Genomic DNA, 14,652 nt, shown 5'->3' with positions numbered 1-14,652 from the left:
TGGAAGGGCGTGGTCGCCTGTCGGGGCGGCCGCGCCCTTAGTACTTTCTCCATATGACTGCCTCGCACGTGGTTTTCGCGATCGTCCTCGCCGTTGCCCTGGGCTTCTTCAGCTTCAACGTCCAGCGCCTCATTGGCTACCTCCGCATCGGCCGCCTCGATGACTCGCGCTGGGACCAGATCCCGGCGCGGCTCTGGAACCTGATACGCATCGGGATATTCCAAGAGAAAATCTTTCGCGATTCGGTCGCCGGGCCGATGCACGCCGCGATTTTCTGGGGCTTCTGTATTCTCTCGGCCGGCACTGTAGAGGCAATCGTTGAAGGGGTTGTCCCAGGCTTCAGTTTCTCCTGGCTCCTCATCAAGCCCGCCTACCTGTTCTTCACGCTCAATCAGGACGTGTGGGGCGCGTTGGTGCTTGGCGCGGTGGCCTTCGCGCTCTTCCGCCGACTCACCAAGCGCGTGAAGCGTCTGCTGGGCGCCGAAACGCATCCCAACGATCCACTCCTGATTCTTTCGTGGATCGGTTCGTTGATGGTCACGATGTTTCTCGCCGGTGCGTTTCTGTACTTGGGCCACGCCGACGAGCCGGTGGTGCGGCCGATCACCTTTGCCGTGTCGCGCGCGTTGACGTGGGTCCCTGCCTCCACGGCGGTGGTGCTCGCGGATTTCTTCTGGTGGGCACACGTACTACTCGTGCTCGGTTTCTTGAACTATCTGCCGTTCTCCAAGCACCTGCATGTCGTGGCATCGCTCCCCAACGTGTACCTCTCGAATACGAGCGGGCCGGGGCCAGTCGGCGTCATGACGATGATGGACCTCGAGGGCGACGTCGAGGTCTTTGGCGCCAAAGATGTGAACGACTTGAGTTGGAAGAGCCTGATGGACGGCTTTGCCTGCACCGAGTGCGGGCGTTGCACGAGCGTCTGCCCAGCCAACTTGACGGGCAAGAAGCTGAGTCCGCGCAAAATCATGATCAATGTGCGCGAACGGCTCGAAGCGAAAGCGCCCTACCTCACCGGCGACACCGCATTTGAGAAGGGCGATCGCGAATCCGTGTTCGCCAAGTCGCTGCTCGACGACTACATCACCGAAGAAGAGATCTGGAGCTGCACCACCTGCCGCGCCTGCGTGCAGGAATGCCCGGTGTCGCTCGATCAGCTCTCCGTGATCCTCGAACTGCGCCGCAATCTCGTGCTCGGCGAATCGCGTTTCCCCGAAGAAGTGATGCCGGCTTTTGAGTCCATGGAACAGCGTGGCTCGCCGTGGGCTTTCGATCCGGGCGATCGCGGCAAGTGGGCCGACGGGATGAACATTCCCACGATGGCCGAACTCGCCGAACGTGGCGAACGGCCGGAAGTGCTCTATTGGGTGGGATGCGCGGGGTCGTTTGACGATCGCGCCAAGAAAACCACGGTCGCCTTTGCCAAGATTCTCCAAGCGGCCAATGTCAACTTTGCGATTCTCGGGCAAGAAGAGAAATGCAACGGTGATCCGGCGCGTCGCATGGGCAATGAGTATCTCTACCAGATGCTCGCCAAGGACAATGTCGAAACGCTGGCCAAGTACGGCGTCAAGACGGTCGTCACGGCCTGCCCGCACTGCTTCCATCAACTCGGCAACGAGTATCCGCAGTTTGGCGGCAACTACGACGTGGTGCACCACTCCACGTACATCGCCGCGTTGCTCGAGGCGGACCGCATTCCGTTGCGCGAAGAGCTGCACGAGCCGTTCAGCTCATTCACGTACCACGACTCCTGCTACCTCGGACGCTACAACGGCGTGTACGACGCGCCGCGCGAGATCCTCAAGCGGGCGCTTCCCGTGGTGAACCTTGTGGAGATGCCACGCTCCAAGGATAAAGGCCTGTGCTGCGGCGCCGGTGGCGGGCGGATGTGGATGGAAGAAAATGTCGGCAAGCGCATCAACGCTGAGCGTGCGGAAGAAGCGCTGGCCACGGGCGCGCAGGCGATTGCCGTGGCCTGCCCGTTCTGCATGACGATGATGAACGACAGCGTGAGTGCCCGAAACGAAAACGTGGCCGTGTACGACGTGGCCGAAGTCGTCGCGCAGCGACTCGCCACCTGAAGTCCCTTCGCTTCGGTCGGTGCGCGGAACCGCACCGACCGAGGCGGGTAGTTCTCGTTATGCGCGCTTCATCGTTCCGTCTCGCGGCACTGCTGGCGGTTGTCGCCGGCCTCTCCTGCCGATCGGCATTCCCGCCGTTCGGCGGCCCGCAGGGCACCGTGCCGCAGGCGCGGCCTGGGATGCCCGAGCAGCAACGGGATTCCAGCTATAGCGTGCTCGAATCGCGTCGCGTCGCTGATAAGCGATCGCCCGATGTCTTGCTCGACACGTACCATTGGTGGTGCAGCGTTCCGCAAACCACCTGGAATCAGGCGCGTGTTGGCGATTCTGTGCGCTGCCTCTGGCATCCGCCGCGCATCTAGTGCACGCGCGGCGCGTGGGCGCCTACGGTGACCTTGGCGGGGTGCGCGACGCGGTGCCTTCGTCCGCCTCCAGTTGACCGCGTAGCGATGCGAGCGCGAACTGGCGCTCCGCCTCTGACATCCGTGCGAGCTGTGCGCTCGTGACGAGCCCGCGTTCCAGTGCACGCTTGACGAGCGATGGCGGCACCGGAGTAAACGTCAGAGGCGTCGGCGACCGCTTGGCGGAGCCAAGGCCCATCGACTGGCGGAGGCGGCGTCCCACGAGCACCACGCTCACCGCTGCCACGGCGACCACGCCAACCGCAGCGCCAATCAATCGTGCCGATGCTCCGTCGGGGATCGTGCTCACAGGCGCGTGACCTCGTGAATATTGATCGTCTGTCGCGCGGGCGGTTCCGCCCACGGAACAGTCGCAAAGAGCCGCGTTGCCAGCCCGCGCGCCTTGCACGCCGCGAGGAAGTCCGGCACGGCGACGCGCCCAGGGTCTCCAATGAGTGCGCGCCCTCCTGGGGCGAGTGACCAATCGATGGCCGACGCCACCAGTTCGGCGTATTCCTTTTCGTACAAGACGTCTGACGCGAGCACGAGGTCAAATCGCCCAAGGTCGCTCGGGAATTCACGCCAGTCCACCATACGCGTGGCCGGCGCGTGGCCGGTGTTGCGCAACGCATTGCGGCGGGTGAACAGGAGCGCGTCGTCGTAATAGTCAGTGGCCATTACGTCAAACCCCGCTCGCATGGCGCCAACCGTGACGAGGCCGAGTCCGCAGCCGAGTTCGAGCGCGCGTTGCCCACTGCCGGCGAGAGTGGCCACGATGCTCGCGAGCGCCGTACATGACGGCCACACGTCCGCCCAATACGGGAGGCGCTCATCCTTGAGAAAATCCGCTTCGAGAATCAGGTCATCCACACTACGCGGACGCTCTAACGTTACGACCGCATCTCCCACCATGAGATCCGACTCGGCGAGCACAAATCGCCGGTCGAGCGCGGCGAGTTCCTTCGGGAGGTTAGAGCGCAAACTGCTCCAGAAGTTCGGCGTCGCCGTCGAGCAGCAGCGCGTTCAGTGTAGCGCCGGCCGGCGCCCCGGCCATCCCTGCCGGCACCACAATCAACGCGTTGGCGAGCGACATGCTGGTGAGAATCCCAGAACTCTGCGGCCCCGTGAGCCGCGCGTGGCGCACGCCGTGCTCGGTGCGCACGGTGCCGCGGAGAAAATGTGTGAGTTCTGCTGTGGTGTGAACCGCTTCATCCATCACCACCGGCACGGGTTGCCGGAATAGTCGTTGGTGGCCACGCATACGCCGAATGGCGGGGCGCGCGAAGAGCTCGAAGGTTACCATGGTCGAGACGGGATTCCCTGGCAGTCCGAGCCACGGCATACCGCCGAGCATTCCGAACGCCACCGGCGCGCCGGGACGCATGCGAACGCGCCAGAACTTCATCTCCGCGCCGAGCGACTCGAGCACCTCACGCACAAAGTCGTGCTCGCCGACCGAAACGCCGGCGGACGTAATAAGCAGATCACAGTCGTTGGCGAGAGCGAGATGCTCGCGGAGCGATTCCGGTGTGTCGCGGGCAATGCCGAGCTCCACCGGTACACCGCCAGCCGCGCGGACGAGCGCTTGCAGCGTGATGCTGTTCGACGAGACAATCCGCTTGCCCGCGAGCACTTCATCAAAGCGCTCCAACGACACGAGTTCGTCGCCGGACGACAGAATGGCCACCCGCGGCGCGCGGTACACCCGCACCATGGCCGCGCCCACCGAGGCCAGCACGCCAAGCTGCGCCGCCCCGAGTGTTGTGCCAACGGGAATGACGAGCTGGCCCGCATGAATGTCTTCGCCGCGTGGCCGGATGTTTTTCCCGGCATCCCGGTCGCGGCGGATCTCCACGCGTTCCACGCCACCGTCAGTGTCTTCGACGCGCACGACGGTATCCGCGCCGTCGGGCACCGGCGCACCAGTCATAATGCGAATCGCGTATCCGCGCGGCAGCGCCTGCGATGCGGCACCGCCCGCGCGCACCGTCTCAAGAACAGAAAGGGCAATGGGGAGCGTCGCCAAGTCAGCGGCGTGCACGGCGTAGCCGTCCATCGCCGAGTTGTTCCACGGCGGAAGCGTAATGGGCGATACAATGTCTTCCGCCAGTACGCGCCCCTGCGCGTCTGCCAGCGAAATGGACTCGGCGGCCAACGTCCGGACATCGCTGAGTACGCGCGTGACCGCGTCGGAAATACTGAGCAGCGTGTCGATGGTCACGGTGGGAGTCAGCGGTTGGTGCGTGGATACGGCAGCGTCGCGAGCCGTACCAAGAGGGCGTCCTGTACTCGCTCGACGTCGCGGTTGCTCACGGAAAAATTATTGCAGAGCAAGCTAAAGAGGAGCACGCGTCCGTCGGCGGTGGTCACGTAGCCCGAGAGTGACCGCGCTTTGTCCACGGTGCCGGTCTTGGCATGCACGTTACGCTCGGCGGCCGTGCCGCGCATGCGACTTTCAATAGTGCCGTCCACTCCGGCAATAGGGAGCCCGTTGTAGAACACCGCAAAATCGCGATGTTGCCGCATCACGTCGAGCACGCGCACAATGGTTTCTGGCGTCACATAGTCGTGGCGCGAGAGGCCGCTACCGTCGCGAATTGCATAGCCAGTGGAGCCGATTCCCCATGCCGCCATCTGCCGCTCGAGCACGCGGCGTGCGCTGTCGGCGGTGCCGACGCCTGTTTTCTCGAGCGCGACGGTCTTGAAGAGAATCTCGGCAATCTGGTTTTGCGACGGCTTGAGCATCCGCGCGAGCACGGCGCCGAGCGTGTCGGACTGCAAGGCAAAGACGGTCTGTAAGCCCGCCGCCGGCACGGGGACGGCCGCATCAACGGCACCCGTGCTGATGCCACGTTCGGCGAGCGCGTCCCGGAGCGCGGTGAGGAAGAACAGCGAAGGGTCTTTGATCACCACTTCGGTGACGGTTGAGTCGCCGTTTGCGCGTCGCGTGACGTGCCGTTCGAAGCCTTCATTCACGAACAACTCGTCCACACCGGCGCCGTACGACTCCGTAGCGTCGGCCATTTGCCAGCCGAAGCCGAATATGTCGTCGGGAAAGGCGTCGTCGCCGCGCCGAATGGCGCCGCTAATGCGCCGCACACCATGGGCGGAGAGCGAGTCGGCCATCGCACGGAACGCCGAACGCCAGTCGCCGCGCATCGCGTCACTGAATGTGGGATCTCCGCGCCCGATGACGACGAGGTCCCCGTCGAGCGTGCCGTCGCGCACTGGCCCCGTGCCAGCAAACTGCGTGACAAACCGAAAGTGGGGCCCCAACTGCGCGAGGGCCGTGGCACCGGTAAGAATCTTTTGATTCGACGCCGGCATAAAGAGCTTGCCCGCGTTGCGCGAATAGAGCGTGTCGCCCGTGAGCGGGTCCACAATCAGGACGCCCCAGTGCGCATTGGAAAACGACGGCTGCAACACGAGTGAATCGGCAAAGCCGCGGAACGACGCGCGCGTGTTGATCGGCGCGGCGCGCGTCTGCACGGATGACTGGCACGCGGCGAGCGTCAGCGCCGCGACGAGTGACACCGAAACACGAGCGGTCACAGGAGGGTCTCCGCGCGCAGAAGGTCGTCGGGGGTATTCACGTTGAAAAAGATCGTCTGTGGATCGCCGTACGGCGACGGGTCGAGCTTATGTAGACGGACCGCGCCTTGCCATCCACCGGCGTGGAGCCGCTGATCCTCGAGCGCGGTCTCCACCGCCGGGAGGCAACTCGGGGCATACCACGCACAGAGCGGCTCAAAGCCGAACCGCGCGTCGCTCGTTGGAACCGCCGCGTCTACCGCCTCGCGCTCACCCGCCTCTCGAAGCGCGCGGAGGAGGGCGCTCGACACGAATGGTGTGTCCCACGCCACTACGAGCAGAGCTGTGCCAGCTGCCGTCAGCGCCGCGTGCAGGCCAGAGAGCGCGCCGTAACCCGGGCGAATGTCCGCAACAACGCGAACGCCGGGCAGCCACGCCGCCGCATCGGGATCATTCGCCACAATGAGAAGGTCGTCGGCGGCAGTCGCCAGCGCCTCGGCGACACGATCCACAATCCGCCGCCCACCGACACGCTCTAGCCCTTTGGGCCGTTCCGCCATGCGTGAGGCACGGCCACCGGCGAGCACCACTCCGGTGCACCGCCGCGCGCTCACGTGTGGTGCCAGGTGGCCCAGAGCGTGGGGCTTTCCGCAACGCATACGGTGGTCACGACCGCGCAGTCGCCGATCCCCAACTGGACGCGTTCCGCAATCACGCGCGCGAGATTCTCGCACGTTGGGATGTCGAGCCCTTCGGCGAACTCGGCGACGTCTGTGTTGAGATTGCGATGGTCAAATCGTTCCGTCACTTCACGCGCGAGCACGGCGTCGAACACCCCGAGATCAAAGATCATCCCGGTCTTCGACTCAATGGGCCCAGCAATAGTGACGTCGCACGTGTAGCTGTGCCCGTGGTATTCCGGACGTGCACACTTGCCGAACACGCGCTCGTTGGTCGCGTCATCCCACTCGGGACGCCGGTACCGATGTGCAGCCGCAAACTGCACGCGACGCGTGAGCGACGTGGTGGGCATCAGCGCACGCCGTTTAGCGGAAGATGCCCATCGTATAGCTCACCGAGAGCGACCGGTTGGTCGTATACGGCGAGAGCGTGCCCGTGGGATAGATCGAAATCGGGTCGGCATCCGTAGAGCGATAGTTCTCCGGATACTTGACCTGCCAGTAGTAGTACGAGAGGTCGGCGCGGAGCTGTGAATTCTTGCCCGTCACCCAACGCACACCCAGCCCCCAGCTCGCACTGAGCGCGGGCTTGGTGTTGTAGCCCGACACGTCTGCTTTGCTGTCGCCGGGAGCGAAGATCATGCCGACGCCTAAGTTGAGCAGCGGCTGGATTCCTTTCCAGCTCCTCTCGCCCGTGGCGGAAATCGACAGCCCCACATCGAGGTCGGTCAACACACCGCTTTTCTTTCCGGTGAGACGCGACGCCGGCTTCTTGGTGTAATCGAGCACGTTGCGGTCGAAGCTCGCTGCCAGCAAACGCGACGTCAGGTACACCGGTCCGCCGAGGTACAGGTCGTAGCGAAGCCCGACGGTCGGCGCGGTGCCGGACGGCCCGACGTGCACGGGATCCTTGCCAAAGGTGATGAGGCCCGCGGTGATGCCAAAGCGCTGCCCGTCCTCAAGGTCGAGATACGGACTCTTGTTTGGCAGCGAGCCAACCTGCGCGGCCAACGGAGCGGCGGCGCAAGCAAGGAGCACACAAGCAGAGCGAAGGCGAGAGAACATCAGGAGGTAGCTCCGGTGAGGCGCAGGTCGCGCCCGGTCATTTCCGCGGGTTGCTCGACACCGAGCATTCCGAGAACGGTAGGTCCGACATCGCACAGCGCGCCGCCCGAGCGAAGCATGGCGGGAGCGCCGTCGTCAATCAACAGAAAGGGCACAGGGTTGGTGGTGTGAGCGGTGTGCGGTCCGCCGCTCACGGGGTCGATCATCATTTCACAGTTGCCGTGGTCCGCGGTAATCAACAACCGCGCGCCGGCGCGCTCCGCGCTCGCAATGATGCGCGCGAGGCATTGGTCCACCACCTCACAGGCACGAATGGTCGCGGCGAGATTGCCGCTATGCCCCACCATGTCGCCGTTGGCATAGTTCACGAGCGTAAAGTTATGCGACTTGGCTTCGATCGCCGCGGTGAGCACGTCGGTAATACCCGGGGCGCTCATTTCTGGCATCAAATCGTACGTGGCCACCTGTTGGCTCGGTACCAAGCGGCGCTCTTCGCCCTTGTAGGGCGTTTCGCCGCCGCCGTTGAAGAAATAGGTGACGTGCGGGTACTTCTCTGTCTCCGCCGTGCGTAGCGTCGTCATGCCCACGTCGCAGAGCACCTCAGCCACGATACGCGCCATCGAGAACGGCGCAAAAGCCACGGGGAAGGGGAGCGTGGCGTCGTACTGCGTCATGGTGGCTACGTGCAGGCGTGGGCGCGGGCTCACGTCAAAACCGTTGAAGCCATCCACCGCGAGCGCGCTGACAATCTGGCGCATGCGATCCGAGCGAAAGTTCCAGCAGATTACCGCGTCGCCATCGCGCATCGGCGCCACCGGGGCGCCGTCACGGGTAACAACCGCCGGCAGCAGAAACTCGTCGGTCTCGCCGCGGGCGTAGGCATCGCGCACGAACTGCACGGCGTCGGTGCACGAGGGGCCCGTGCCGTCCACCGCCGCGCGATAGCAGAGTTCAATGCGCGGCCAGCGCTTGTCGCGATCCATGCCGTAGTAGCGGCCACCGATACTGGCAATCGTGGCGCGCCCAGCGGTCGCTGCCGCCAGCTGCTCGAGGTAGCCGAGCGCCGATTTTGGCAGGGTGTCGCGCCCATCGAGGAGCGCGTGAATGGCAATGCGCGGCACCTTCTGCTGCTCGGCCAACGTCACCAGCGCGAGCACGTGGTCCTGATGCGCGTGCACGCCGCCGTCCCCAATCAGGCCAATGAGGTGGAGCGTTCCGTCGTTGGCCTTGGCGTGCGCACAGGCGGCTCGGAAGGCGTCGTTGCGGAAGAAATCACCCACTCGAATAGACTGGCCAATCCGCACCAAATCCTGCATCACCACGCGGCCGGCACCGAGGTTGAGGTGCCCCACCTCGCTATTGCCCATCTGACCGGCCGGGAGCCCCACGGCGAGCCCGGACGCGTCGAGCAGCGTGCGCGGCGCGCGAGCCACCAGGCGATCCCACGTGGGGAGGTTGGCGAGCGCGATCGCGTTGCCGTCGCGCTCGGGCCGGTACCCCCAGCCGTCGAGCACGACGAGCACTACAGGACTGCTCGCATCGTGCCGAAGCGCCATCGTAGCCCGCCGGAGTGCAGAAGAGTAAGTTTCGGGAGCGCGCCAGCCGTCCGCGCACATGCCGTTTGTGCGCCGGGGCGCAACCTCTGGAATCTAGCCCCCGTCCCGCGACCCTACCAGCGATGCGCCCCTTCTGTTCCCTGTACGCACTCGCCGTTGCCGCCACGCTCTTTGGGCCCGGCAGCGCCCAAGCTCAACGCAAGCCGGTCAAGAAGCCGGAACCGCCCGTTGTGGCCGACACGCAGCCAACACCGAGTGCCGCGACGGCCGTGGCGCCAGGCGCGCTGCGCGTGACCAAGGGCGCCGTCATGCAGCCGGTGCCGGGCAGCGGGACCGCGGCCGTGATCTCCCCCGGCGTGATTGTCGAGCCGCTCGCCCGCGACCGCGGCTGGGTCAAGGTGCGCATGGAAGGGTGGATCAGCGAAAAAGATCTCGCCCCCGCCGACAGCTCGTATCGTGCGTCACTCTCCGCCGCCGATTTGCGTGCCGACCCAGAGGGCACCAAGGGGAAGATTGTGCGCTGGGAAGTGCAACTGCTCTCGCTGCAGTACGCCGATCCCCTGCGCCGCGACCTCGCACGCGAGGAGCCGTACCTGCTCGCACGCGGTCCGGGTGAGGAGAACGCCCTGCTGTACCTCGCCATTCCGCCCTCGATGCTCAAGGACATCAAGAGCCTCCCGCCGCTCACCAACCTGCTGATCACTGCGCGCGTGCGCGTGGGTCGCAGCGATCCGGGCGGCATGCCGATCCTTGACCTGCGCTCGTTCGCCAAACGCTAGCGTGTCGCGCTTCCGCTCACTTGCGCAGGCGTATCCGCGGACCGTGCGGCTGTTGTGGGGCGCGGCGCTGCTCGTGGGCGTGGCCGATGTCGTGCTCCTTGAGCAGCGACGCCGCTTAGCGGCCGAAAGCGCCGAGTGGCGCGGACGAATGAACGCCACCGCGCGCGAGCGGGTGGACGCCGCCCTCGCGCTTGAGGCCAATCGCGAGCAGGTAGTCATAGAGATGGCGCGCCGTGGCGCCCGTGATGACGAGCGCCTGCATCTTGCCGTGTCGATTGACAGCGCGCGCTTGCATCTCGCGCAACAAGGTGCGGTGCTGCGCACCTCGACTATCGAGATCGGACGCGACGCTTGGTTGCGCACCGGCCCGCGCGACTCCCTGCACATTGTGGCCCCGCGTGGCACCCGCACGATCGAACGCGTCATCGGCGACACCGCCTTTGCCATCAACGGCGGCACGCTCGTGTATGCGCGCGGACCCAACGACACGGGCCCCGTCCTCACCGGCAGCGTGCGACTTGAGGCCGCGGAGTTCAAAGTGCTCGTGCCGAATCTGCGCGTCGGGCAGCGCGTGTATTTCTACTAATGACGCACCCCGCCTCGCCGCCCACCGAACCCACCGAATCGCGGACGCCGGCACCGTCCGGCATTCGCGCGTTCTTTGCCGTCGGCGGTTTGGCCGCGTGGATGACCGTCGCTGGCATTCCCGCGCTGATCGCCGCCTCAGCGTGGCTCGCCGTTGATGTCGAGCATGCACGATTCCGCCGCGACATCACACGCACGGGCTACGACGACAACCTCGCGATGCTCGATTCCACCCGCCGCGCCGCAGCCGAAGTCGGCGAAACACTTGCCGAAGCAAAGCTCGCGAGCACGGCCGACATCGCGGCGGGAAAGGCGCCTTACGTCGTGGTCAGCATTGCCGACAACCGCCTCTGGCTCAAGCTCGGCAACGCCGTGCTCTATACCACGCGCGTTGCCACCGGTACGGGGAAAAACCTCGAACAGACGAACGGCGGCCGCACCTGGAAATTCGAAACGCCGCGCGGCCGGCTTTTCGTAGAACGCAAAGATGTCGATCCGGCGTGGGTGCCGCCCGACTGGCATTACGTCGAGGTTGCGGGAAAAAAACAACTCACGCCGTTTCATCTGCAGAAAGGCAAGCCGCTCCCCGTGGGTGGTGGCGCCGTCCTGACGGTGATCGGCAACGATGTGGTCACCCAGTTGAGCGACGGGCGCGTGCAACCGTTTGAGGTGCGCGAAGGACACGAGATTCGCGTTGGCAAACTGCTCATCATTCCGCCGTACGGCACCAATCAACGTCAGTACTTCGGCACACTGGGCTCCAATCGCCTGTACCTCGGCGATGGCTACGGCCTCCACGGCACGGATGTGCCGTCCTCCATCGGGCGCGCCGCGAGTCACGGCTGCGTGCGCTTGCGCAACGAAGACGCCGAGTTGCTCTATCGCGTGGTGCCGCTCGGCACACCCGTCTACATCTACTGACGGCGCGCGTCGTGGCGCTGCGGCCATAACGCCGCGCACGGCCCCTTTGCCTTCTGAGCGGGGTATCATTCGGGATGCACGAACTCGACCCGCAGCGGCGCGACCGATGGTCACCAGCTCTCATAGTCGTGGTGGCGGTTGTTGCGGTACTCGTCATTGCCGTGATCGTCACGCATCCGCCCGATATGCTCTTCGGCTCAGCGCTGCGGAACGTCGATGGCGACACACGCGCCGTCGCTCCGCTCTCCACCGCCTTTGGCGCGAGCGGGGAGGTACGCCTACAACTGCGACTGCCCGGCGAGCAGTTCGAGTTTCCCATTGATCTGCGCCCAGGGCACGACTCCCTGCAGTATCGCTGGGTGCGCGCGAGCGATTCCGCCGCGATGACGCCCGTCGGACAGATGGGCTCGGGGAGCACCGTGCGCTCTCCCGATCGCCCGGGGTTTTACGAACTCGAGGTGCTCGACCCAGCCGGCCGGTCGATTGTTGATTCCCTCGTCGTCGGTGTGTTGCTCCCCTTCTCGGCCAAGAGCGGGAGCATCGTCAACGGGTATCGCATTGGTACCTACAAGTGGGAGCGCGAACACGGCGACGCGACGCCGCCGCCGCCGGGGTTTGTGGAAGTCACCGCGGAGAACGCCGAGCTGCCGATCTCCGCGCATTTTCGCATTGGCGATTTCATCACGCACGACGGCCAATCCACCTGGCCGCGGTATGTGGCGCTCAACACCAAGATTCTCGATAAAGTCGAGTTGGTGCTGCGCTACTTGGGGTCGCGCGACCACGACATGAGCGTCAACGTCAACTCCGGCTATCGCACCCCGCTGCACAATCAGCGGGTGCCGCGCGCCGCGAGCGACAGCCGGCACCAGTACGGCGACGCCGCCGACCTCGCCGTGGATGTGGATCAGGACGGCCGGGTGACGTACCTGGATGTCCTCGCCGTCTCCCGCGCCGTGGAGTGGGTCGAGCGCGACCATCCCGAGCTGGCCGGTGGGCTGGGGATGTACGGTAACCGCGGGCGGGTTCCGTACGTACATATAGACGTACGCGGCCAGACCAAACGCTGGCGCGACTGAGTTCTTCTCTGGGGCCCCCATGCACGACACGCTCAAAGACCGCATCCAACGCCGCCTCGACACGCTCTCCGATGAGCGCGCGTACCAGATTCTCGACTACATCGAGTTTCTCGAGTCCAAGTACGCCGAGCATCGACCGGCCCCCGCGAGCGTCTTCCAGCGCTTCGCGGAGGGGGTCGAAGACACCATGCGAGCCGGGAAGCTCTCGGCGAGCACCGTCGCGGAGACGATGGGGTTCCTGAACAAGGCGATGGGAGTCCTCAATGGCGTGGCAGCGGCCGGCAAATCGGTGGCCGGTGACGTGATTTCCGCCGCCAAGGTCGAAAAAAAGGACTAAGCCAGCGCCCGGCGGCCAACCCAGCCTCCGGCGGGGAGGATTCGGAGGGCAGTTGGGGCTCCCGCGAAGGCCTCGGACTGTGTATTTTTCGCTATGGAACCCTCGACTCGCTCACGAACCAATCCAAGCCCCGCCTCGGCTCCTGCCGCGCGCGGGGTTTCGCGCATTCGGGAAGGCGCCGGCCTCACGTTCGACGACGTGCTGCTCAGCCCCCGACACTCCCTCGTCCTCCCCAAGGACGTCGCCACCGTCTCGCGCTTTTCGCGCGGCATCACACTGAATGTTCCGCTCGTCTCGGCGGCCATGGACACCGTCACCGAAAGCGAGATGGCAATTGCCATGGCGCGCGCCGGCGGCATTGGCGTGCTGCACAAGAACATGTCCATCGATCGGCAGGCCGCCGAAGTGGACCGTGTGAAGCGCTCCGAAAGCGGGATGATTCTCAAGCCATACACGCTTCCTGAAAGCGCTACGCTCCGTGAGGCGAGCTCGCTGATGGCGAAGTTCCGCATCAGCGGCGTCCCCGTGGTGAATGCCGGCGATCGGTTGGTCGGCATCATCACCAATCGCGACCTGCAGTTCGAGCGCACGCTCGACCAGCCGCTGTCGGCGGCGATGACCCGCGAGGGGCTCATTACGGCGCCGCAGGGCACCACGCTCGACGAAGCCGAGCGGATTATGGGCAAGCACCGCATTGAGAAGCTCCCCGTCGTGGACGCTGACGGGCGCCTCGTGGGGCTGATTACGGTAAAGGACATCATGAAGCGCCGGCAGTACCCGATTGCCGCCAAGGACAAGCACGGCCGCCTCCTGGTGGCCGCCGCGATTGGCGCGGCGGGCAACTACCTCGACCGCGCCCGGGCACTCGTGGACGCTGGCGTGGATGCTTTGATCATCGACACGGCGCACGGCCACAGTCAGGGCGTGCTCGACGCCACGTCCGTGGTGCGCGACGCGTTCCCCAGCGTGCAGTTGCTGGTGGGCAACGTCGCCACCCGTGAGGCTACCGTGGCGCTCGTGGAGCGCGGCGTGGACGCGGTGAAGGTCGGGGTCGGCCCCGGCTCCATTTGCACGACGCGCGTCGTGACCGGCGTCGGCGTGCCGCAACTCACGGCGGTGATGGACGCGGTCGAAGGCGCTGGCGATGTGCCCGTGATTGCCGATGGCGGCATCAAGTACTCCGGCGACATCGTCAAGGCGATAGCCGGGGGCGCCCACACGGTGATGATGGGCTCGATGCTCGCGGGCACCGAGGAAAGTCCGGGCGAATCGCTCCTACTCGAGGGACGCCGCTTCAAGATGATCCGCGGCATGGGTTCGCTCAGTGCCATGCAGGACGGCAGCGCCGATCGCTATTTCCAAGACGGCGAGATGAGCAATCGCAAATTTGTCCCGGAGGGAATTGAGGGGCGCGTGCCGTACAAGGGACCGGTATCGGACGTGCTCTTTCAGATGGTGGGCGGTTTGCGCAGTGGCATGGGCTATGTGGGGTGCGCCGACATCGAGTCGCTTCGTACGGAAGCGCTCTTTGTGCGCATCACCGCGGCCGGGCTACGCGAGTCGCACCCGCACGACGTGACCATCACGCGCGAGGCACCGAACTACTCGGTGTAACCCGCCTGCACGGCGAC

16 protein-coding genes are annotated in these 14,652 nt (G+C 65.2%); 8 read left to right on the top strand and 8 right to left on the bottom strand.

Translation table 11 applies throughout. The features are described from left to right. Positions 1–53: 53 nt before the first annotated feature. Together NTZ43_03145 and NTZ43_03140 are read left to right on the top strand one after the other, a co-directional pair. On the top strand, positions 54–2,087 hold the full coding sequence (locus NTZ43_03145; GenBank protein ID MCX5766207.1) for a heterodisulfide reductase-related iron-sulfur binding cluster: 2,034 nt from the start codon (positions 54–56) through the stop codon (positions 2,085–2,087). A gap of 59 nt (positions 2,088–2,146) precedes the next feature. Further along, positions 2,147–2,449: a hypothetical protein gene (locus tag NTZ43_03140; GenBank protein MCX5766206.1), complete on the top strand. Its 303-nt coding sequence runs from the start codon at positions 2,147–2,149 to the stop codon at positions 2,447–2,449. Between the two features lie 22 nt (positions 2,450–2,471). Here the strand turns inward: NTZ43_03140 and NTZ43_03135 are convergent, their stop codons facing one another. From NTZ43_03135 to gpmI, 8 genes are read right to left on the bottom strand one after another with little or no spacing between them, the layout of a single operon-like run. Further along, entirely contained in the window at positions 2,472–2,798 is a 327-nt protein-coding gene (locus NTZ43_03135) for a hypothetical protein (protein ID MCX5766205.1), read from the bottom strand. Then, the gene (locus NTZ43_03130) at positions 2,795–3,469 is read right to left on the bottom strand and encodes a methyltransferase domain-containing protein (GenBank protein ID MCX5766204.1); all 675 of its coding nucleotides are present in this window, start codon (positions 3,467–3,469) and stop codon (positions 2,795–2,797) included. Before NTZ43_03130 ends, NTZ43_03135 begins: the two co-directional genes overlap by 4 nt. Then, on the bottom strand, positions 3,459–4,709 hold the full coding sequence (locus tag NTZ43_03125; GenBank protein MCX5766203.1) for a molybdopterin molybdotransferase MoeA: 1,251 nt from the start codon (positions 4,707–4,709) through the stop codon (positions 3,459–3,461). The genes NTZ43_03130 and NTZ43_03125 overlap by 11 nt, the downstream gene beginning before the upstream one ends. Positions 4,710–4,717: 8 nt before the next feature. Continuing rightward, positions 4,718–6,040: a D-alanyl-D-alanine carboxypeptidase/D-alanyl-D-alanine-endopeptidase gene (gene dacB, locus NTZ43_03120; protein ID MCX5766202.1), complete on the bottom strand. Its 1,323-nt coding sequence runs from the start codon at positions 6,038–6,040 to the stop codon at positions 4,718–4,720. Further along, a complete protein-coding gene (locus NTZ43_03115) occupies positions 6,037–6,633 on the bottom strand; it encodes a molybdenum cofactor guanylyltransferase (GenBank protein ID MCX5766201.1) in 597 nt (198 codons plus the stop codon). The genes dacB and NTZ43_03115 overlap by 4 nt, the downstream gene beginning before the upstream one ends. Then, on the bottom strand, positions 6,630–7,052 hold the full coding sequence (locus tag NTZ43_03110) for a 6-carboxytetrahydropterin synthase (protein MCX5766200.1): 423 nt from the start codon (positions 7,050–7,052) through the stop codon (positions 6,630–6,632). The genes NTZ43_03115 and NTZ43_03110 overlap by 4 nt, the downstream gene beginning before the upstream one ends. A gap of 13 nt (positions 7,053–7,065) precedes the next feature. Continuing rightward, positions 7,066–7,737, bottom strand: coding sequence for a hypothetical protein (locus tag NTZ43_03105; GenBank protein MCX5766199.1), 672 nt, complete (start codon positions 7,735–7,737; stop codon positions 7,066–7,068). 26 nt (positions 7,738–7,763) lie between these two features. Continuing rightward, complete coding sequence (gene gpmI / locus NTZ43_03100; protein MCX5766198.1) at positions 7,764–9,320, bottom strand: 2,3-bisphosphoglycerate-independent phosphoglycerate mutase; 1,557 nt, start codon at positions 9,318–9,320, stop codon at positions 7,764–7,766. Positions 9,321–9,442: 122 nt separating this feature from the next. On the opposite strand from gpmI, the gene NTZ43_03095 reads away from it, so the two are divergent. The 6 genes from NTZ43_03095 to guaB all read left to right on the top strand — a co-directional run bounded on the left by NTZ43_03095 (position 9,443) and on the right by guaB (position 14,635). Beyond that, positions 9,443–10,099, top strand: a complete 657-nt coding sequence (locus tag NTZ43_03095; GenBank protein ID MCX5766197.1) for a hypothetical protein — start codon at positions 9,443–9,445, stop codon at positions 10,097–10,099. Positions 10,100–10,142: 43 nt separating this feature from the next. Continuing rightward, positions 10,143–10,685 carry a hypothetical protein gene (locus tag NTZ43_03090; protein ID MCX5766196.1) on the top strand — a complete coding sequence of 181 codons (543 nt, stop codon included), beginning with the start codon at positions 10,143–10,145 and terminating at the stop codon, positions 10,683–10,685. Next, on the top strand, positions 10,685–11,605 hold the full coding sequence (locus NTZ43_03085; GenBank protein ID MCX5766195.1) for a L,D-transpeptidase: 921 nt from the start codon (positions 10,685–10,687) through the stop codon (positions 11,603–11,605). Before NTZ43_03090 ends, NTZ43_03085 begins: the two co-directional genes overlap by 1 nt. Before the next feature lie 74 nt (positions 11,606–11,679). Then, on the top strand, positions 11,680–12,684 hold the full coding sequence (locus NTZ43_03080; protein ID MCX5766194.1) for a D-Ala-D-Ala carboxypeptidase family metallohydrolase: 1,005 nt from the start codon (positions 11,680–11,682) through the stop codon (positions 12,682–12,684). A 19-nt stretch (positions 12,685–12,703) separates the two neighbouring features. Then, positions 12,704–13,021, top strand: a complete 318-nt coding sequence (locus NTZ43_03075) for a hypothetical protein (protein ID MCX5766193.1) — start codon at positions 12,704–12,706, stop codon at positions 13,019–13,021. A gap of 93 nt (positions 13,022–13,114) precedes the next feature. After that, entirely contained in the window at positions 13,115–14,635 is a 1,521-nt protein-coding gene (gene guaB / locus NTZ43_03070) for an IMP dehydrogenase (protein MCX5766192.1), read from the top strand. Positions 14,636–14,652 lie beyond the last annotated feature (17 nt).

It is taken from the genome of Gemmatimonadota bacterium (assembly GCA_026387915.1).
Taxonomy (GTDB): domain Bacteria; phylum Gemmatimonadota; class Gemmatimonadetes; order Gemmatimonadales; family Gemmatimonadaceae; genus Fen-1231.
The sequence above is the reverse complement of the archived record's forward strand: the minus strand, read 5'-3'. Positions and strand labels throughout refer to the sequence as shown.

Bases quoted from the DNA above. Each gene is read 5' to 3' on its own strand.
- NTZ43_03145 (MCX5766207.1), top strand. From the start codon at position 54: ATGACTGCCTCGCACGTGGTTTTCGCGATCGTCCTCGCCGTTGCCCTG.
- NTZ43_03140 (MCX5766206.1), top strand. From the start codon at position 2,147: ATGCGCGCTTCATCGTTCCGTCTCGCGGCACTGCTGGCGGTTGTCGCC.
- NTZ43_03095 (MCX5766197.1), top strand. From the start codon at position 9,443: ATGCGCCCCTTCTGTTCCCTGTACGCACTCGCCGTTGCCGCCACGCTC.
- guaB (MCX5766192.1), top strand. From the start codon at position 13,115: ATGGAACCCTCGACTCGCTCACGAACCAATCCAAGCCCCGCCTCGGCT.
- NTZ43_03080 (MCX5766194.1), top strand. From the start codon at position 11,680: ATGCACGAACTCGACCCGCAGCGGCGCGACCGATGGTCACCAGCTCTC.
- gpmI (MCX5766198.1), bottom strand. From the start codon at position 9,320: ATGGCGCTTCGGCACGATGCGAGCAGTCCTGTAGTGCTCGTCGTGCTC.
- NTZ43_03075 (MCX5766193.1), top strand. From the start codon at position 12,704: ATGCACGACACGCTCAAAGACCGCATCCAACGCCGCCTCGACACGCTC.
- NTZ43_03085 (MCX5766195.1), top strand. From the start codon at position 10,685: ATGACGCACCCCGCCTCGCCGCCCACCGAACCCACCGAATCGCGGACG.
- NTZ43_03110 (MCX5766200.1), bottom strand. From the start codon at position 7,052: ATGCCCACCACGTCGCTCACGCGTCGCGTGCAGTTTGCGGCTGCACAT.